General features: G+C 58.0%; 19 protein-coding genes and 1 riboswitch. Of the genes, 6 read left to right on the top strand and 13 right to left on the bottom strand.

Going from position 1 to position 19,286, the window contains the following annotated elements; genetic code table 11:
• Positions 1 to 26: 26 nt before the first annotated feature.
• The 6 genes from cobF to cbiE are packed head-to-tail and all read right to left on the bottom strand — an operon-like array spanning position 27 to position 5,152.
• Positions 27 to 770, bottom strand: coding sequence for a precorrin-6A synthase (deacetylating) (gene cobF, locus ACR0IU_RS03375; protein WP_010438958.1), 744 nt, complete (start codon positions 768 to 770; stop codon positions 27 to 29).
• Positions 763 to 1,491 carry a uroporphyrinogen-III C-methyltransferase gene (cobA, locus tag ACR0IU_RS03370; protein ID WP_010438961.1) on the bottom strand — a complete coding sequence of 243 codons (729 nt, stop codon included), beginning with the start codon at positions 1,489 to 1,491 and terminating at the stop codon, positions 763 to 765. The genes cobF and cobA overlap by 8 nt, the downstream gene beginning before the upstream one ends.
• Positions 1,488 to 2,810, bottom strand: coding sequence for a cobyrinic acid a,c-diamide synthase CobB (locus tag ACR0IU_RS03365; protein WP_480715244.1), 1,323 nt, complete (start codon positions 2,808 to 2,810; stop codon positions 1,488 to 1,490). Before ACR0IU_RS03365 ends, cobA begins: the two co-directional genes overlap by 4 nt.
• Entirely contained in the window at positions 2,797 to 3,591 is a 795-nt protein-coding gene (gene cobM, locus ACR0IU_RS03360) for a precorrin-4 C(11)-methyltransferase (RefSeq protein ID WP_480715243.1), read from the bottom strand. Before cobM ends, ACR0IU_RS03365 begins: the two co-directional genes overlap by 14 nt.
• Positions 3,588 to 3,956 carry a cobalamin biosynthesis protein gene (locus tag ACR0IU_RS03355; RefSeq protein WP_480715242.1) on the bottom strand — a complete coding sequence of 123 codons (369 nt, stop codon included), beginning with the start codon at positions 3,954 to 3,956 and terminating at the stop codon, positions 3,588 to 3,590. The genes cobM and ACR0IU_RS03355 overlap by 4 nt, the downstream gene beginning before the upstream one ends.
• The gene (cbiE, locus tag ACR0IU_RS03350; RefSeq protein ID WP_480715241.1) at positions 3,953 to 5,152 is read right to left on the bottom strand and encodes a precorrin-6y C5,15-methyltransferase (decarboxylating) subunit CbiE; all 1,200 of its coding nucleotides are present in this window, start codon (positions 5,150 to 5,152) and stop codon (positions 3,953 to 3,955) included. The genes ACR0IU_RS03355 and cbiE overlap by 4 nt, the downstream gene beginning before the upstream one ends.
• Here cbiE and ACR0IU_RS03345 point away from each other — a divergent pair.
• Positions 5,151 to 5,882, top strand: a complete 732-nt coding sequence (locus ACR0IU_RS03345) for a cobalt-precorrin-6A reductase (protein ID WP_480715240.1) — start codon at positions 5,151 to 5,153, stop codon at positions 5,880 to 5,882. The genes cbiE and ACR0IU_RS03345 overlap by 2 nt on opposite strands.
• On the opposite strand, the gene cobJ is transcribed toward ACR0IU_RS03345, so the two are convergent.
• From cobJ to ACR0IU_RS03310, 7 genes are read right to left on the bottom strand one after another with little or no spacing between them, the layout of a single operon-like run.
• On the bottom strand, positions 5,873 to 6,637 hold the full coding sequence (cobJ, locus tag ACR0IU_RS03340) for a precorrin-3B C(17)-methyltransferase (protein WP_480715239.1): 765 nt from the start codon (positions 6,635 to 6,637) through the stop codon (positions 5,873 to 5,875). The genes ACR0IU_RS03345 and cobJ overlap by 10 nt on opposite strands.
• Positions 6,634 to 7,362: a precorrin-2 C(20)-methyltransferase gene (locus tag ACR0IU_RS03335; protein WP_170779220.1), complete on the bottom strand. Its 729-nt coding sequence runs from the start codon at positions 7,360 to 7,362 to the stop codon at positions 6,634 to 6,636. The genes cobJ and ACR0IU_RS03335 overlap by 4 nt, the downstream gene beginning before the upstream one ends.
• Positions 7,359 to 7,988 carry a precorrin-8X methylmutase gene (locus tag ACR0IU_RS03330; RefSeq protein ID WP_170779219.1) on the bottom strand — a complete coding sequence of 210 codons (630 nt, stop codon included), beginning with the start codon at positions 7,986 to 7,988 and terminating at the stop codon, positions 7,359 to 7,361. Before ACR0IU_RS03330 ends, ACR0IU_RS03335 begins: the two co-directional genes overlap by 4 nt.
• Positions 7,988 to 9,127: a cobalamin biosynthesis protein CobG gene (locus ACR0IU_RS03325; RefSeq protein ID WP_480715238.1), complete on the bottom strand. Its 1,140-nt coding sequence runs from the start codon at positions 9,125 to 9,127 to the stop codon at positions 7,988 to 7,990. Before ACR0IU_RS03325 ends, ACR0IU_RS03330 begins: the two co-directional genes overlap by 1 nt.
• Entirely contained in the window at positions 9,124 to 12,417 is a 3,294-nt protein-coding gene (gene cobN, locus ACR0IU_RS03320; protein WP_480715237.1) for a cobaltochelatase subunit CobN, read from the bottom strand. The genes ACR0IU_RS03325 and cobN overlap by 4 nt, the downstream gene beginning before the upstream one ends.
• 5 nt (positions 12,418 to 12,422) lie before the next feature.
• Positions 12,423 to 13,478 (bottom strand): cobalamin biosynthesis protein CobW, encoded by a 1,056-nt coding sequence (gene cobW / locus ACR0IU_RS03315; RefSeq protein WP_480715236.1) that lies wholly within the window; start codon positions 13,476 to 13,478, stop codon positions 12,423 to 12,425.
• Entirely contained in the window at positions 13,475 to 13,855 is a 381-nt protein-coding gene (locus ACR0IU_RS03310) for a DUF1636 domain-containing protein (RefSeq protein WP_319546809.1), read from the bottom strand. The genes cobW and ACR0IU_RS03310 overlap by 4 nt, the downstream gene beginning before the upstream one ends.
• A gap of 85 nt (positions 13,856 to 13,940) precedes the next feature.
• A riboswitch (cobalamin riboswitch) is annotated at positions 13,941 to 14,143 on the bottom strand.
• Positions 14,144 to 14,288: 145 nt separating this feature from the next.
• Here ACR0IU_RS03310 and ACR0IU_RS03305 point away from each other — a divergent pair.
• From ACR0IU_RS03305 to ACR0IU_RS03285, 5 genes are all read left to right on the top strand, one after another.
• On the top strand, positions 14,289 to 15,236 hold the full coding sequence (locus tag ACR0IU_RS03305) for an NAD(P)-dependent oxidoreductase (protein WP_480608525.1): 948 nt from the start codon (positions 14,289 to 14,291) through the stop codon (positions 15,234 to 15,236).
• A 296-nt stretch (positions 15,237 to 15,532) separates the two neighbouring features.
• A complete protein-coding gene (locus ACR0IU_RS03300) occupies positions 15,533 to 16,540 on the top strand; it encodes a glycosyltransferase family 2 protein (protein ID WP_480608523.1) in 1,008 nt (335 codons plus the stop codon).
• Complete coding sequence (locus ACR0IU_RS03295; protein WP_480715235.1) at positions 16,533 to 17,144, top strand: class I SAM-dependent methyltransferase; 612 nt, start codon at positions 16,533 to 16,535, stop codon at positions 17,142 to 17,144. The genes ACR0IU_RS03300 and ACR0IU_RS03295 overlap by 8 nt, the downstream gene beginning before the upstream one ends.
• Positions 17,145 to 17,253: 109 nt before the next feature.
• On the top strand, positions 17,254 to 18,078 hold the full coding sequence (locus ACR0IU_RS03290; RefSeq protein WP_480715234.1) for a glycosyltransferase family 32 protein: 825 nt from the start codon (positions 17,254 to 17,256) through the stop codon (positions 18,076 to 18,078).
• Positions 18,079 to 18,092: 14 nt separating this feature from the next.
• The gene (locus tag ACR0IU_RS03285) at positions 18,093 to 19,091 is read left to right on the top strand and encodes a glycosyltransferase family 2 protein (RefSeq protein ID WP_480715233.1); all 999 of its coding nucleotides are present in this window, start codon (positions 18,093 to 18,095) and stop codon (positions 19,089 to 19,091) included.
• Positions 19,092 to 19,286 lie beyond the last annotated feature (195 nt).

Here is a 19,286-nt window from a genome sequence, read left to right as displayed (position 1 = left end):
ACGGGGCTCACAATCCTGTGCGCGCGTCAGGCCGTACGTTTCTTCAGCAGATAGATATCCATGATCCAGCCGTGATCAGAACGGGCTTGCGCGCGCGAGTCCAGAATGTCTTGCGCCACATCCGCCAATGGGCCTTTGATCAGAATCTCTTCTTTCATGCCCACATATGCCCCCCACCAGATGTCATAATCGGCCATCTCTAGGCTTTGGAACGAGCATTCGCCATCCAGCATAACAGCCACTTTCGATGCCGTTTCAGGCCATCCCTCATCGCGGATGCGGCGACCGGTGGTCACGACATAGGGTGCCCCCAGATCATTGATCGGGATCGCATGGGCCGCAGTTAACGCCTGCAACGCGGTGATGCCCGGCACAACCTGGACCTGCGGCTGTGGGTCCAGTCGAGCGGCGATCCTGAGCGAACTGTCATACAGCGACGGATCACCCCAGATCAGCAACGCGACCTTCTGCGCGTCGGGGTGGGCTGAAATCGCTTCGTGCCAGCGCAGGGCAATTGCGTCGTGCCATTCGTCGACACCTCGTAGATAACCGTCATCTGCCCGGCGTTTGGGAACGTCGAAATAGACGATCCGCGCAGGTTTATCGGTGACCTGCGCGATGATGTCTTCGCGCAAACCGGCCAGATCAGCTTTGTTCTCTCCCTTACGCGGGATCAGGATCAGGTCTGCTGATCTGATTGCCTGCGCCCCCTGAAAGGTCAGGTGGTCGGGATTGCCGGTGCCGATCCCGATCAGTGTGAGATCAAACATCGCCGAACTCCGCCAGCGGGCCATACAGGATCAAGGCAGGAGCAGTACCGATCTCGGTGCGCAGTTTGTCGGAAAGCTCTCCGATGGTGGAACGATGCAAAGATTGTTCGGGGGTTGAAACGGATTCGGCCATCAAGGCAGGTGTGTCCAGCGGCAGGCCATGCGCGCTCAGCGCTTCGACCAGCAATGGAAAAGTGCGCTTGCCCATAAATACGACCGTTGTCGCGCCAGCATCAGCTAGGGCGGGAAGATTCAGATCGGCAGGCAGTTTTCCACTCGCATCATGCCCGGTGACGAATTGAACACGACGCGCAGTCAGGCGTCGTGTCAGAGGAATTCCCGCAGTCGCAGCCGCCGCGACTGCCGAAGGGATGCCGGGAATGATCTCGTATTTGATACCGGCGGCCTGCAACGCGACCAATTCTTCCTCCAATCGGCCGAACAATCCACCATCCCCGGATTTCAGTCGCACGACATGCTGGCCGGTCTGCGCATACTCAACCAGCAACCGGCTGACGTGATCCTGTTTGGGCGAGGGGCGACCGGCGCGTTTACCTACGCCCACCAGATCAGCGTCGTCACGTGCATGGGTCAAGATCGGGCCACTGCTGAGATCATCAAACAGCACCGCATCGGCCTTCTGCATCCGGTCCACGGCCTTGAGCGTTAGCAGCTCCGGATCACCCGGACCGGAGCCGATGAATGAGACAAACCCGGTCATACAGTTGCCTCCGCGATCAGGTGAAAGAACGTACCGGTGACATTGCCGCGTCGCGATCCTGTCTGAGGGCCTTCAGCCCCTTCGGCATCGAAGACACGCGCAAGAGGAGCGTCAGGTTGCTCGATGATCGAGGAATAATGGAACTCATGTCCGCGCAGCGCGGTACCTGTCGCAAAGCCGGGCATCGGAGCCAAAAGTTCAGCCCTACGATAGCCAAGGTTGAATTTGCGCTTCTGATACGAGGTTTGCAGACCCAACAATCCCGCCATCTGATGCGGGGTGCCATCTTTGTCGACCAGTACTTCCCCCAATGCCATGTACCCCCCGCATTCACCATGCACGGGCCGCGTTTCCGCGTGTTTTCGTAGCTCGGTCAAGAAGGTATCTGCCGCCGCCAACGTTCCCGCGTGCAGCTCAGGATAGCCCCCCGGCAGCCAGACCAGATCGGCGTCTGCAGCTGGCGCTTCATTGGCCAGCGGGGAAAAGGGCAGTATCTCTGCACCCGCGCTGCGCCATCCTTCCAGAAGATGCGGATAGGTAAACGAAAACGCGGCGTCTCGGGCAAGTGCGATCCGCTGAGCCGGGGGGTGCGGCATTGCGGCCGACGATGGCCCATTAGGGCCTGAGGAGGCCGCCTTTTTGATCGTATCCAGATCAACATGTTCACGCAGGAATGCGGCGTAACCGGCAATTGCGGTATCCAGATCAGGGTGCTCAACGGCCTGAATCAAACCCAGATGCCGCTCGGGCAGGGTCAGCTCACCCCGGCGCGGAAGAACCCCCAGAACGGGTAATCCGGCGCGCTCCATGCCCAAACGCGTCAAACGCTCATGTCGGGGGCTGGCACAGCGGTTCAGGATAACACCGGCAAAAGGCAATTCGGGGTTATACATCCGAAACCCGAGCGCGGTCGCCGCCGCCGATTGCGCCTGCCCGCCGACATCCAGAACCAAGACGACCGGCCATCCCATACGCAGCGCCGTTTCAGCGCTTGATCCATGTCCCAGCTCTCCGGATTTGGCGACGCCATCAAACAAACCCATTGAGCCCTCGGCCACCACGATATCCGCGCCCGTGGCTTGCTCTGAGATCGCGCTGAGCAGCGGCTCTCCCATCGCCCAGCTATCCAAATTGAACGAAGCGCGGCCTGCCGCAGCGCGGTGAAAGGCCGGGTCTATGTAGTCGGGCCCGCTTTTGAACGGCTGCACGGTCAATCCGTCCTCGGCCAGAGCCCGAAGCAATCCCAGCATGACCGTGGTCTTGCCCGTGCCCGATGACGGCGCGGAAATCAGTATTCCGGGAGGGTTAGTCATCACCATGACTCCAGCTCGACCAAGGGCTGTCGGCGCTTTGAGGGCGATAGCGGCGGTCGTATGTTTTTGAATACAGACAGCTTTCGTCAAACCCTTCGCCCGCCAGCGCCGGACCAACCATGATCAGTGCGGTACGCGAGATGCTTTCGTCCAGCGCCTCTTTCAGGGTGGCCAGCGTCGCGCGGATGATCCGCTCGTCCGGCCAGCTGGCGCGATAAACCACGGCCACGGGACAGTCCGCACCATAAGCAGGGGTCAGGTCGGCGATGACGTTATCCAGATTTCCGATCGACAGGTGAATGGCCAGAGTGGCACCTGTTTTAGCGAAGTTTTTCAGCGTTTCACCTTCAGGCATCGACGACGCGCGCCCGGGCGTCCGGGTCAATACTACCGATTGCGCCAGTCCCGGAAGGGTGAGTTCAGTTCCCAGAGCAGCAGCTGCGGCGGCGAAAGACGGGACACCGGGCGTGACGCTGACCGGGATTCCCATCTCTTTCAGACGTCTGATTTGTTCTCCCATCGCCGACCAGACAGACAGGTCCCCGGAATGCAGCCGCGCCACGTCTTGCCCAGCTTTATGCGCCGCTTCGATCTCGGCCATGATCTGATCCAGATCCATGGGCGCGGTATTAACGATCTTCGCGTCGTCGGGGCAGTGGCTCAGAATCTCTTCGGGAACAAGTGAACCGGCATAGAGGCACACCGGGCAGGAGGCGATGATATCGCGCCCGCGCAGGGTCAGCAGGTCGGCGGCACCCGGTCCGGCGCCGATGAAATGAACGGTCATGTCTGTCCTCCGATGGCGACGGCGCAGGTTGCAAGCCGGTCGTCCGAGATTTGTCTGGGTGAAATCAGCCGCGCGCCATGCCCGGCGGCAGCAAGAGCGGATGCTTCAGCTACGCTGCCGGTGCCGTATGTGGCACGACTGCGGGGCGAGCATGTGAGGGTACGTTGCCCGGCAAGATCAACAGCCGGGACGAAATGAACCGGCAGATCAGTTGCCTCTGCAAGTGCGACAAGTGCGGCATGTCCGTCCTTGTCTGCAACGGTTGCCAGGGCATCGACTGTTTTTCCTGTCGAGGCCAGATCAAAGGCAGCGCGCAGACTGGCCAGCGTAGCAGATGACGAGAATCCGAGCCCGGCGACGATCATAACGTGAGGCTCCACTGAACAACTGGGTAAGCAGATTTCCAACCCCGCCGTGGACCAAGCGAAGCAGATTGCGCCAATTCTATACGCAACAGGTCTCCGCCCAGCTTGTCGTGCCACGCAGCCAGCAAGGCTTCGCTTTCCAATGTCACTGCGTTGGCGACAAGCCGCGTACCGGCGCGGAGATTTGCGTGTAGCCAGTTCAACAGCTCCGCGCTCAGGCCGCCTCCGATGAAAACGACATCTGGTTGGTCAAGGTCAACCAACGCCTCAGGTGCGATACCATGAACGACCCGCAACCGATCCTGCCCGAGCGCATCGGCGTTTCGGCGAATGCGCTCGACCCGATCTTCACGCGGCTCGATTGTCGTTGCAGTCAGCGTCGGATCGCACATTAGCCATTCGATGCTGATCGATCCTGTGCCGCCGCCAATATCCCACAGATGTTCTCCTCTACGTGGGGCAAGGGCCGACAGGGTCAGTGCGCGGATAGGGCGCTTGGTGATTTGCCCGTCGGTTTCGAAGATGTCATCCGGCTTGCCTGAGGCTTTGGGAAAGGCGCGTCCTGTGCCCGCGACGTCCAGCCCGACACAGACCGGATGTTCGAATGTTCCCAGCAGCGCTTCGGTCAGCGACACGCTCCGCGCGCGTTCACGGGGGCCGCCAAGAGCCTCCATCACATGCAGGGTACAATCGGCAAAACCAGTCTCGCCCAAATACGTTGCAAGTTCAGCCACCGCTTTTCCATCGCGCAGCAAGAGAATGGCGCGGAGGCCCGGCGCCAGGTGGGGGCGCAAACGGGTCAGGGGGGCGGCGTGCAGTCCAAAGGTTAACGTGTTTTCAAGCGGCCAACCAAGCCGCGCAGCGGCTAGCGAAAAGGTCGACTGGCCGGGTAGGGCGATCCATTCGCTCGCATCGAAATTTCGCGCGATGACGGAACCGGCCCCGAACCAGAACGGATCACCCGAGGCCAGAACAACAGTTTGCCGACCGTGTAATCTGGTCAGTATCGGAAGACCATCGGCAAATGGAGCTGGCCATTCAATCTGTTCGGCTTTGTTTTTGGGAATCAAAGATAGGTGGCGCGACGGACCCATGATGATCTCGGCGCGATCCAGCACTTGACGGCTTGCGGGAGACAGGCCATCCAGTCCATCTTCGCCCAAACCCAATACGGTTAGCCAAGGAGTTTCAGACATGCCCAACCTCCTGATTCTTGGCGGGACGACCGAGGCAAATGCTCTGGCAAAAACCGTTTCCGAACAAGCTATTCCGGCCACGTATTCCTACGCGGGCCGTGTCGACACGCCACGCCCGCAGCCCGTTCCAACACGCGTGGGCGGTTTCGGAGGAACGGAGGGGCTGGCGCGCTACATCCGCGATCATGAGATCAGCCATATCGTAGATGCTACCCACCCCTTTGCCGCGCTGATGAGCCGAAACGCTGTGGAAGCCTGCGCCTCGACCGCCACTCCGCTGGCGGCGCTGACGCGGCCTCCCTGGGTCGCTCAAGATGGCGACAGTTGGCAGCATGTTCCGGACATCGACGGTGCCGTCGACGCGCTTTCCGGTCCCGCTCAGCGCGTGTTCCTTGCCGTTGGTCGCATGCATCTTCAGGACTTTGCAGCACAGCCTCAGCATCACTATCTTTTGCGGTTGGTGGATGAGCCTGAAACCGTGCCGTTTCCTAATAGAGACGTCATTATTTCGCGCGGTCCGTTCACTGAAATTGAAGACCGGGGGCTGATGGAGCGTCACGGGACGCAGTTGGTTGTGTCCAAGAACGCGGGTGGCATCGGGGCGCGCGCAAAGCTGGATGCCGCACGGGCGCTGGGTCTTCCGGTTCTGATGATCGACCGTCCGCTGTTGCTGCAGCGGACTGAGTTCGAAAAGGTTTCGCAGGTCTTGGACTGGCTGGTTCATACCTGATCCTTGTCAGGCGTGAATCTCGGCGTGTAAACGATCGGTTTGTCGTCGCGCTCGATCACACGGGTCAATGACGAGCCGACGATCACGACCGTCTGCATGTCCGCCATGTCTGGCGTGGCCTCGGCTAATGTTGAAATCCGCAACTCTTCATCCGAACGCGACACTGCGCGGGCAAACAGGATCAGGCGTTCTGGCTCACATTCCTCGCGAAGGATTTCCAGTGTTTTTACAAAGCCTTCCGGGCGTGACTTCGAGCGGGGGTTATAGAACGCCATCGCGAAATCTCCCTGCGCGGCAAGGCGCAGGCGTTTTTCGATCAAAGACCATGGTTTCAGATTGTCGCTGAGGTTGATGGCGCAGAAATCGTGCCCCATCGGCGCGCCCGCACGGGCGGAAGCGGCCAGCATCGCAGTGATCCCTGGCAGCACGTCGATCTGAATGCTTCGCCATTTAGCGGGACCATTCTCCAAGGCCTCGAACACGGCAGCGGCCATCGCGAACACGCCTGGGTCTCCGGAGGAAACAACCACGACACGCTTGCCCTCGGCCGCCATCCGTAATGCGTGCTGCGAGCGGTCGATCTCGACCCGGTTGTCACTGGAATGTAGGGTCAACCCTTCACGCTCAGCAACGCGCGCGACGTAGGGGATGTATCCAACAACATCCGTCGCCTCGGCCAGAGCAGCGGTAACCTCGCGCGTGACCAGAGCTTCGTCTCCCGGTCCGAGGCCGGCTATTTTGACCCAGCCACTCATGGGCGACGGCCCTGACCGTGAACCAGGATGATCGAGAAATAGGGTGTGATACCCTCGCAATTGTCCGAGAGTTTGCAAACCCGCTGGTTGGGCATCTGGGCGTATTCGACGATCCATGCACGGTCATATAGATCGGCCCGTTTCAGGGCGCGTTTTACCTTGTCAAAGTTGCGACCGATCTTCATGACTACCAACGCATCGGTTTGGGCCATGCGTTCGGTCAGCGTGTCCTCGGACAATGTACCGACCAGAACCGTCAGGACGTCATCACCCCAGGTTATTGGATCGCCGGTAGCGGTCCAGGCACCCGACATTCCGGTAATGGCTGGTACGACCTCGACCTTAGATATATCCCGTAATCGATTGTAAAGATGCATGAATGACCCGTAGAAGAAAGGGTCTCCTTCGCACAGGACCACGACATCCTCACCATTCTCTGTCAGCGACTTCAGGTGTGCGGCGCAATCCTCGTAAAACACGGAAAGCAACTCGTTGTACCTCGGGTCCGTCACCGGGATTTCGGTTGTTACAGGATACTCCATCGCAAACTCGATAGCGTCGCCGGGGATCATTCCATTGACGATCTTGCGGGCCTGCCCCGTGCGGCCCGGCTTGCGGAAGAACGCCACGTGTCGGGCATTGCGCAACAGGCGGTCTGCGCGGACGCTCATGAGATCCGGGTCACCAGGGCCAAGGCCCACGCCGTAGATCCTGCCCCCGCTCATTCCGCGCGACTCGCGATGGCGTTGATGGCAGCAACGGTGATTGCACTGCCACCCAAGCGACCTTTGACGATGCAGGAGGGCACAGGCTGCGCTTCCCACAAGGCGTCCTTTGATTCGACTGCGCCGACAAAGCCCACAGGGCAGCCGATGATGGCGGCCGGGCGCGGACAATCTGGGTCTTCCAGCATGTTTAGCAGATGGAATAGCGCAGTCGGAGCGTTACCGATCGCGACCAGCGCGCCGCCAAGATGCGGACGCCACAACTCTAGCGCAGCGGCAGAGCGCGTGTTGCTCATCTCAGCGGCCAATGGGCGCACGCGTTCGTCATGCAGAGTGCAGATTACCTCATTATCCGCAGGCAGGCGGAAGCGGGTCACACCTTCGCTGACCATGCGCGCGTCGCACAGGATCGGTGCGCCATTTTCCAGCGCGGTGCGGGCAGCTGTGACGAAGCCGGGCGAGAAATGAACGAACTCCTCCAGCCCAACCATTCCAGCGGCATGGATCATGCGCACGGCCACTTGCTCTTCATCGGCATCAAACCGAGCGAGATCGGCCTCCGAGCGGATGGTGGCAAAGCTCTGTTTGTAAATCGCCGCGCCGTCGGTTTCGTATTCATAGGGCATCAGGTGAAGTCCATGGTCATAAGTTTTTCTTCGGTCAGGCCGCGTTGGCAGGGCTCATCCCCTGCGCGGCCTTGTTTGACAAGGTCAAATCGTCCATTGCATCCTACTAAGGTGACATCTGCAGGGCCCATCCGGGCGCAACCCTTTGCACACCCCGAGACATGCAGAGATCCGGGCACTCGAGCCGCCAAAACGCGCGCGATCTCTCGTGTTTCCACTTGCGCCTGCGGACAGAACGGCATGCCAGGGCAGGCGTCGGTGGTCATCAGCGGGTCAGTACCGTCTGTGACGAAGGCTGGTGCGAGAGTATCTGCTCCGCCTTCCAGCAGGATCAACCGCCACGGTGTAACTCGCAGGGCAGACGCACCGCTGCTCTCGATCAGTTTCGAGAGCGGGCCTGCGGGCAATTGCCCAAACGTCGCGCCCAAAAGTGTTCCCAAATCGCAAGCGCCAGGCTGGAGAGGGGTACTTATTGGGCCAGGCGGGCTGCCTTGCCATTCGAGCGGAAGGTCTTGCGCAGAGATCACGCGGGCCATTCGGCGGGTCTCAGGCGTATAGGTGTCAGAGAACCACTTTGCCAGTTCGATCAGTCGATCGATGACATCAGATTCAGAAACAGTCCGCCCGGTCTCTGCACCATCTGCACGCAGAATCAGGCCGTTTTCGCCGGTTTCGACACGAATGTCAGCCGAGTCTCCGGCTAACATGCGCTCAGGTCCCGTATCGATTGCAAACCCGAACTTGGCGGGCAGCGAGGGCAACTCTGCTAGGCGGTCAATCAGATGCTGCGTTAGTCGCGCTGTCAGATCACCTGCACGGTAGAGCGGTGTGACCAAAATATTCCGTCTAATCTCGATGCCGGGCTCGGCATCGAGAAGGTTCAGATCAGACAGCTCGGCCAATAGCGGCTGGTGGTCGGCTTCCTTGACGCCGCGCAGTTGCAGGTTCGCACGGTTGGTCAGGTCAATAGTGCCATTGCCGAAACGGTCGGCCAATTCGCACAGACCCAAAGCCTGCTGAGCGCTAAGCCGCGCCAACCGCGGGCGTACGCGCACGACCAGCCCATCGCCGGACATCATCGGGCGATGGGCGCCGGGGCACCAGCCTTGGACGACAGGTTTGTCGGTGAGAGCGCTCATCCCAGACCTTCCAAACCGGCACGGATCGAGTTTCGGCGCGTATTCCATAATCCAGCATCCAACAAGGCGCGGAAACGGTCTTGCATCGCTTGATGCGCACGCGGGTTCGCCTCTTGTAGAAAGGCATCGACGCCTTCGTCGCCAAGCGTGGCTTCATGATAAAGATCGAACAGATGCGGCGCGACGGTGCCAGACAAATGTGCAAACGAGGCCATGTGATCAAGCGTCGCTGCGATCTCGGCCGCGCCTCGAAAACCATGCCGCTGCATCCCCGCTATCCATCCTGGATTGGCGGCGCGCGCATGAACCACGCGGCTAATCTCTTCGGGCAAGGTACGGGCGCGTGGATTTTCCGGGTTGGTATTGTCCAGGTGATAGAGCTGAGCGTTACCACCGGTGATTTTCTTGGCGGCAGCAAACCCGGCCTCATGCGTGGCATAGTCATTCGCCAATAGCAGGTCGGTCTCGGTCAGGTCCTGGAGGTGTACAAAGCTGTCAGCATTGGCGACACGCCGCGTAATGCCATCGACGTCCTTCGTGATGTGCTCACCTTCCAGTGCAAAGGAACTGGCATCTAACCACGCCTCACCCGCCTTTGAGCGGGCCTCATCGGTGTAGATTTCGGATAGTTGGGTCATGTTGACGCCATAGCTGCCGGGGGCCGGTCCAAAGACCCGTGCTGCCGGTTCCTGACCGGCATAAGGGTTCCAATCGGGCGCTTCGTCCCGTTCAGATAGTGCCCGTACGGCCTGACCAAAAAGCGCCGAAAGCGTTGGGAACACATCACGGAACAGGCCCGAGACCCGTAAGGTCACGTCCAGACGCGGACGGCTGAGGTCGGTGATCGGCAGCACTTCGATGCCCGAAACACGCTCCGAGCCTTTGTCCCAAACCGGTTTCACACCCAGCAAGTGCAGCGCCATGGCGAATTCCTCGCCTGCGGTGCGCATCGTGGCCGAGCCCCACAGGTCGACGATCAGCCCCTTAGGATAGTCGCCTTCTTCCTGCAGGTGTCGACGCACCAACTCCTCTGCCAGCTTGACGCCTTGAGTATAGGCCGCACGCGTGGGCACAGAACGCGGGTCGGTGGTATAAAGATTCCGCCCAGTAGGCAGCACGTCTGAGCGCCCGCGATAGGGAGAGCCTGAAGGTCCGGCTTCGATTCGTTTGCCAGCTAGCGCATCGACCAGAGCATTGCGCTCAGCTTGGGCAGAAGGCGCGGGGTTGAAATCACCCGTCACATCTGGAACCCGTCCAAAGATGTGCAGGCCGTCGCCGAACTGACTTTCCTTGATATCGCAGACAAATCGATCAATGCGCGTGATCGCCTCGGCGATGCAGGTGGCCTGATCGAGGCCAAGGTCGCTTGCCAGCCCAATGGCCTGGGCCTCGTCGCGGATATCTTCCTGTAACCGGTCACGGCGCTTGGGGTCCAGACCGTCCGCGTTCGAGAACTCATCCAGCAGTGCTTCCAGCCGAACCATGCGATCCGGCGTACCACTTTCTTTCATCGGGGGCGGGATATGGCCCAGCGTAACAGCGCCGATCCGGCGCTTGGCCTGCGCAGCTTCGCCGGGGTCATTGACGATGAACGGGTAGATCACCGGCAGATCGCCGATCAACACCTCGGGCCAGCATTCATTGCATAAAGCGACCGATTTACCTGGCAGCCATTCCAGCGTGCCATGGGCACCAATATGGATCAAAGCATCCGCGCCTATCCCTTTGCGCAGCCAAAGGTAAAAGGCGACGTAGCTGTGACGAGGCGTGCGCGAAAGGTCATGATAGTCATCCTCTCGCAGCTCTGGCGTGCCGCGTTCTGGCTGCAGCGCAACCACAGCGTTGCCACGCCGAAGGGCCGTGAAATGGAATGCTCCATCTGTGAACGCTGGATCGTCCTCGGGGTCTCCCCAGACCGTCTGCAGATCGGCGCGCAATTGATCGGGTAGCTCTGCATGCGCCATCAGGTATTCCTGCAATGACCACGAAATCCGGGCGCCCAGCAGGGTTTCGGCAATCGGCTCGGCCGGTGCGGTTGCATATCCCTCATTCTGAAGATCGGTCAGCATCGCTTCGGCAGAAGCGAGCGCATCAAGGCCAACTGCATGCGCCATCTGCCAGTCCTTACCCGGGTAAGTCGACAGAACCAGCGCCGGTATTTGATCCGAACTGGGCTTTTCGTGCAGGTCCAGCCAGCCAGAGACCCGATCGATGACAGCTTCGATCCGGTCAGGTTCGGGCTGGTGGGCAAAACGTGAATATTCCAGATAAGGATCGCGCTTGCCCGGCTCTTTGAACGACACGATGCCCGCGTTAATCCGCCCGTCGACCTCGGGCAGCACCACATGCATGGCGAGGTCAGCAGGCGAAAGCCCGCGTTCCGCTTCTGCCCAGGCTTTGCGGCGCGAGGTCGCGAGGGCGACCTGAAAGACGGGCACATTGGCAGCATCCAAGGGTGAAGTGCCTGATGTGCCCTTGCCCGAAAAGGAGGTGGCATTGATGATCGCCGAAGGTTTCAGCGCCACGATCGTCTCACGTAACCAGTCTGCGGCGGTTGGCGCTTTGAGCGACGGGGCGAACAGGCCAATGGCCTCGAATCCACGCGATCGCACACTGCGGATCAAAGCCGCGATTGAGGCAGTGTCGGCAGAGGTCAGGTAGGCCCGGTAAAACGTGACGATAATGCGTTTTGCATCGCCCGAAAAAGCTGTGTCCGCCGGTATCACGCCACGATCCGGGCACCAGGCGCCGTAATCCGGTATGGTCTTTGCCCCCATCACCGGACCGGCATATAGTCCCGCCGCCAGTGCCATCTGCGCGAGCGCGGCCTGTGCCGCAACCTGTCCGCCGGTATCACACAGATGCGCCAAGCGCCGCAGGGTTGAGACGGGAAGGGTGGAGTACTCATCCAGCCGCGTATCCTCGCGCCCGTCCGCAGGCAGGACAGCCAATGCGATCCCCTTGGCCTGTGCCAGTGCCAGAACCTGCTGCAAGCCGTAAGACCAATATGGCACGCCGCCAATCAGGCGGATCAAGATGCCTTTGGCCCCCTCAAGCGTCTGTTCGACATATGTATCGACAGAAAGGGGGTGTTTTAGAGCTGTCAGGTTGGCCAACCGCAGGGTTGGCATGCGCCCGTCTGGCCCGCCACCGCGATGCCAGCCCGTCGCGAAAGCGCCAAGGTCACTGTCAGAAAATGACAGCACCACCAAGTCCGCCGGGCTCTGGCCCAGATCGGTTGGGGTCTCGGATTCCTCTAACCCGTGGCTTTCGCGGAAGACGACGTGCATGAATCTTACTCGGCGGCCTCGGTCACACCCACAAGGATATCACGGATTTCGGCCTCTTTGATATCATCATGCTCGGCGATGACCACAAGGCGCGAGCGGCGCTCTTCACCAGGTTCCCACGGGCGGTCATACTGATGACGTACCCGCGAGCCGACGGCCTGTACCAGCAGGCGCATGGGCTTGCCCTGAACCGCGGCATAGCCTTTGACGCGCAGGATGTTCAGTTCCTTTGCCAGGCGTTCGATCTTGGTGACCAGATCCAGCGGATCAGCCTGTTCCGGCAGTTCGACGATGATGCTTTCAAAATCGTCATGCTCGTGATCGTGATGACCATCATGATGGCTGGGACGCGCTTCCATGTCGTCCTCGGCGGCAGCTTCAAGGCCCAAGACAACGCGCACGTCGACGACACCTTCTGCGACTTCGACGACGGGTAGGGGGCGAGGGGCTTCGGCCGCGATGACCTCTTTGGCTTTGGCGACACCTTCGGGACCAGCCAGATCGGGCTTGGTCAGCAGGATGATGTCGGCGCAGGAGATCTGATCTTCAAACACTTCCGATAGTGGCGTCTCGTGGTCGATCGATTCATCGGCAAGGCGCTGGGCGTCTACCGCTTCGACATTGGGTGCAAACCGACCAGCGGCAACAGCTTCGGCATCGGCCAAAGCGATCACGCCGTCGACGGTGATTTTCGAGCGAATGTCTGGCCAGTCGAACGCTTTAAGCAGCGGCTTAGGCAGGGCCAGGCCCGAGGTTTCGATCAAGATGTGATCTGGGCGCGGTTCCAGCGCCATCAGTGCCTCGATCGTGGGAATGAAATCGTCGGCCACAGTGCAGCAGATGCAGCCATTCGCCAGTTCCATGATATTTTCTGCTGGGCAATCCGGGATTGCGCAGGATTTTAGGATATCGCCATCGACACCCACATCGCCGAACTCATTGACTACAACAGCCAAGCGCTTGCCTTGCGGGTTCTGCATCAAATGCTTGACCAGCGTCGTTTTGCCCGAGCCCAGAAAGCCGGTGATCACGGTGACGGGGAGTTTTTCGAGATTGCTCATTTCAGGGCTCCAATCGGGGGAATACGGGCCGCGCAATTCTTGCGGAAGTGTTCTGGGCGTTCACGCCATTTGACCAGACCGTCCTCGGTTTGAAGATACTTGGTGGCACCTTCGACAATAGTTTCGACGTGGTCGGTTTCGCTCAGATGTTCATAGACGAATGTCCATCGATCAGGTCCACCACGCAGCACGATAGAACAGCCCTCATCGCAGTTTGAAAGGCATTCTACTGCTTTCAAGGTGATGCCTTCGGGCAGGTCAGCCTGTTCTAGCGCTTTGTGCAGCAATGTGCCGGGGCGTTGGGCGTCGTCTTCGACGGGTAGGCCGCGACGACAGGTGGTGCAGACTAGCAGTTCGACCGGTGTGGTGTCGGTCATGTCTCTCATCCCCCCAAATCCTCTTCGTGGGGGACGGGGTTTCATGTGGGCTGATTAAAGCCCCACACCGGAACACCCCGTCCGGTTTCATCTTCGGGCGTTGGCAGGTCTCCCGGCTTGCGGATGTCAGAGCGGTGCTCTGTCGGATGTCCCGCCTTCCCGGCATTCGCCAGTGGCTTGGGCACCCTCTCCGGTCACGGTCGCGGGGGCGGCTGCGTTTGACGGAAAATCCGCTGACGCATTCCCTTTTCATCTGCTGCTGCAGACACCAACACTTGGCTCTTGGGACAGCATCACCCCCCTTGTCAAGCGAGTCTCGCTCAACTGTGCGTACAGGGGCAAAAAAGCGACCTCTGAGGGTCGCTGGACGGCATGACTTAGGTCAACGGGCGTGTTGGCATGTGCATCGAAAGACGAATAGGGAGAGCGTCATATGAAAGTAGGCTTTATCGGGCTGGGAAACGTGGGCGGAAAATTGTCGGGCTCGCTGCTGCGCAATGGGATTGACCTGACCGTTCATGACCTCAACCCTGATCTTGTGTCCGGTTTTGTCGCGCAGGGTGCGAAGGCAGCTGAAAGCCCCGCCCAATTGATGCGTGATTGTGACGCTGTGATTACCTGTCTGCCATCTCCTGCCGCCTCGGACGCGGTAATGCAGGAGATGCTGTCCGAAGTGACATCCGGTAAGATCTGGATGGAAATGTCCACCACCGACGAAGCGGAAGTAAAACGATTGGGTGCTTCGGTGATCGAACGTGGGGGGGCTGCAGTTGATTGCCCGGTATCGGGCGGATGTCATCGGGCGGCTACGGGCAATATTTCGATTTTTGCAGGCTGCGATCGGGAAACATTTGAGTGCATTCTGCCGTTCCTGACGACGATGGGGCGCCGCGTTTTGCACACAGGCGATCTGGGATCGGCCTCAGTGTTGAAGGTGCTGACAAACTATCTGGCAACTGCAAATCTGATCACTTGCGCCGAGGCTTTGGTGACCGCAAAGGCTGCAGGGATGGATCTTGGTACGACCTATGAGGCGATCAAAATTTCGTCGGGCACATCATTTGTGCACGAAACGGAAAGCCAGGTGATTCTGAATGGGTCCCGCGATATTTCATTCACCATGGATCTGGTCAAAAAGGATATCGGTCTGTTTCAGGAGGTCGCCGACCGCGCCGGGGTGCCGCTGGAGATAAACCCGGTGATGATGGAAATCTTCGACGACGGAATCGCTCGCTACGGTGACCGGGAACTTTCCCCTAACATTATCAAACGCCTTGAGGAAGCTACAGGACTGGATATCCGTGCTCCGGGGTTCCCCGCGGAAATGCAGGATGATGAGCCGGAAGAGCCGGGTTACGAAGTGGTTCCTCAGAATCGGTAAAACATAATGTGCTGATGTTCATGAAGAGTTTCGTTTGATGATGCCACAGCTATCTGCGGTTCGGAGGTGGCTATTCGGATTGTCGCGGGAAAGTTCTGATGAAGTCAGCGGTTAACTCAATATTAGTTGGCGCTGAATGCAAATTGAGTTCCATCATTTTCATCAGACCCCCTCCCTCGAGGGGCCGAGGTGCGGTAGCCAGTTATTCCTGGGACTTGCTTCGTTGGACAAATTTCGGAGGCTATTCTAAACAGATCAACAATAGTCCGATAATGGCACAGGCAAGAGTTTAACTTATGGGAAACGAGACCTTTCTCATCGTGACGACGATGAAGAACGAAGGGCCATTTATGATCGATTGGGTGGCTTACAACCGCGCAATCGGGTTCAATGATATCCTGATCTATACCAACGACTGTTCTGATGGCACAGATGTCATCGGTGATCGGATGCAGGCCTTAGGCTGGGCGCATCATGAGCGCAACAAGGTTGGACCACGCGCTGCGCCCCAGAACCGGGCTTTTACCCGATCTCGCAGTCATCCAAGCTATCAGTCCGCAAATTGGATCATGAGCCTGGATGTGGATGAATACATCAATATCCGTTTGCCTGAAGGCAATGTTCAGTCACTGGTAGAGGCAAGCGGTGAAGCTGATGCAATATCGATCTGTTGGCGTATGTTCGGAAATGCCGGCTTAAACGACTTTGTCGATCAACCTGTCCCTGAGACATTCTTTCAGGCGGCCACCGAAGACGGCTACCCGCATCACCGGACAAAAGGTTTCAAAACGCTATTCCGAAACAACGGCAAGTTCAGCCGGTTTCGCGCCCACCGTCCTCGGATCAATCCAGAGGACGCCCCAAATCCCGACGCACCGTACGAAGGGGTGTTGTGGAGAGATGCAGGCGGAAACCTCTACCCGGCAGATCAGGTGAAATGGAAAGCGTGGCGAGGATTCAGCCATGAATTCGCGCGTATTCACCACTATGCAGTGCGAAGTACCGATAGCTTTCTTGTCAAACGTGAACGGGGCCGGACTAACCATGTTGGCCAGGACCAAGGTCTGAAATACTGGCTTGTTATGAATCACAATGACGTCGAAGATCGCTCGATCTTGGGCCACATGCCCGCCATGCATGACATCAAAGCCGAGATGATGGCTGATCCACAGTTGGCCGAACTTCACCACAAAGCCTGCGAATGGCATAGTACAAAAGCCGCAGAGTTGAAGGCCAGACCTGATTGGCTCGATTTGGTTGAGGCCTTGCAGAATTCTCATATCGGAGAAGACGCCCATGGCTGAAACCGTATCCGCCGAAGACCGCCGCAAGAAACAAGCCCTGCAGCGCGAGCGGAAAGATGCGCTGAGGCGCGAAATGCTCAGGACAATGCCGCACGGAAAGCTCAGCGTTGAAATCGGCGTCTGGCGGGGCGAGTTTTCGCGGATATTGCTCGACGAATTGAAGCCTTCCAAGTTGTGCCTCATCGACCCATGGGGCGTGCAGCCCGACGCAGATGGCGGTGCTTCTTTGGCCGGAGCGCGTAGCCAAATCGATTTGGACCGCATCTATGAAGCGGTAAAAGATACGTACGCAGCTGAGATAGCGAAGGGTCAAGTCTCAGTTATTCGCGATTTTTCGGTTCCTGCACTGCGCCTGTTCGAAGATCAGAGTATCGGTTTTGTATATCTGGATGGCGACCATTCATATGAAGGGGTCAAAGCGGATCTGGATGCGCTGTTGCCGAAGATGATCGAAGGCGGGGTTATCATGCTGGATGACTATCACCGGCGAGGCTGGTGGAAAGATGGCGTAATGCGTGCATTCCACGAGTTTTTGGGCGCAAATTCTGCAGATCTGCGTCTTAAGGCGATCAAGGGCGCTCAGGTCGCGGTTCAGAAGCTTTGATGGCTGTAATCTGCAAACATCCAATTCAAACGGGCAGAGCCATAGTGCAAATCAGGTTTCCGATTGGTTCGCCTCAGGTTCCATCAAATCTCGGCAGGGGAGAGAAGATTTGACTGAGCGTGTTGCGTCGCTGTGGATCGGAAACAGGCTAACGATACTCGAGAAGCTCTGCCTGAAGTCGTTCCACGACCTAGGCCAGACGCCAATTTTGTATTGCTACCATCCAATTGAAAACATCCCCGCATATGTCGAGATGCGCGATGCACGCGAAGTTTTGCCTTTGAATGCAAATAACCGGATTTTTGTCGATCCCGTTTTTCAATCTCCTGCCGTGCATGCCGATCTGTTTCGCCTGCATCTCATGGCAAAGACTGATGAAATCTGGGTGGATTGTGATATTTATGCGCTCAAGCCATTTCAATCGAGCGAGGGGTATCTGGTTTCAAGTCGGCGGGATGGGCAACGTCGCGTACAGAACTGTGTTCTTCGCCTTCCCTCGTGCAGCCCGGCCTTGAAGGCTTGGCTTGAGTTTGTGGCAACCAAACCCTGTATCCCACCTTGGTGGGATAGACGTACATCGCGAGTGTATCAGCGGCTTTACGGAAAGAAAGCATCATTCAGTACGCTTCCCCTTGGCACAATTGGCCCCCTGTCGGCGTATCATTTCTTGCTTGAAAGTGGTGAAATCGAACGGGTGCTACCTGAAAGAGAGTATAGTGCGCTTCCTTTTTCCAGTCGAAAAGAGTGGGTTAGCGAGGATGTGGGCCAGCTTGAAGAATTTGACTGGAGATCCAAATCATCTATTCACTTTTTTTCGTCAGTTATGCGACCTCGTCTGGCGAGATCACGAAATCGGGTATTGGCCTCAAGTTTCTTTGGCGGACTCTTGATAAAACACGGCTTGGCCGATGATCCTGATTTCACCTTGATTTAGAGTTGGGCTTCGCAATGTCGGACAAAATACTCGTCTACACGACTATGAAAAACGAAGGCCCATTCGTTATTGATTGGGTGTCTTACTACCTGTCTCTCGGCATTGATCACTTTCTCATCTACACGAATGACTGCGACGACGGGACTGACCTGATTGCAGAGCGGCTCGGGGATCTGGGCGTCGCAACCCATGTTGATAATTCGGTCAAGCCAAAGCAAAGCCCGCAGAACACGATGCTCAGGCGAGTTCGTTCACATCCGAGGTTTCTTGATGCGGACTGGACCTTTTCGCTGGACGTTGATGAATATCTGAACATCCGCCTTCCTGATTCTTCCATGCACAAGTTGCTGGAAAAGTTACAGGAAACCGCAGGAGAGCCTTTTGATGTTGCCTCTTTTGCCTGGAAGCTATTCGGTTGCGGTGGCGTCGAAGATTTCAGCGATATTCCAGTGGCTGAGCAGTTCTTTCTTTGCGATACCGAGCAGGGCTTTTATTCGGGCGTTGCGGGCGGGCTGAAAAGTATAACGCGCAACAACGGGTTATTCACCCGATATGGTCCGCATCGCCCCAAAGGAGTTGCGCCTGAGCGCATGTCCGAGATCAGATGGGTTGATGGTGGGGGGCAACTACTTGACCCCGAAGCTGTGACCTGGCGCGCCACATCCAACTACCGCCATGATTTTGCGCGTATCCATCATTATGTGACGCGTTCAATCGGGTCGTTCATGGTTAAACGGGATCGGGGTAAAACCAATCATATTAACGATGATCAGGCCGAATCCTATTGGAACAATATGAACGCGAATTTGGTTGAGGACCGGTCGATCTTGCCGCTTTGGGAAAAGGCTGCGGTAGAGCGGCAACGTTTGATGTCTGATGACCAACTGGCGTCCTTGCATGCCGCCGCGTGCTCTTGGCACGCGCAGAAAATTGTCGAGCTAAATCAAAGACCGGATTGGGTGGAATTCCGAGAGTTTTTGCACCGGTACAAGACTATGGGCCCCGGTCGCTGACGCATCTCAGGGCCGTAAGAAAGATTTCGACGGGGTACCATTCAAAGACGCTGAGGCACAGCTTATTTGCGGGATTGCCGGCGGAGTTAGCGCTCTTGGGGTCTATCGATCAGGGATGCGATACGGCACCGAACAGCGGGAGCGTTCCAACACATGGGAGACAAGCGCAATCCTGACAGAAAAAATGTTTCAAGT

This window comes from Ruegeria sp. CL5, assembly GCF_056536485.1.
Note: the sequence above shows the minus strand (reverse complement) of the source record. Positions and strands in the feature narration are given on the sequence as shown.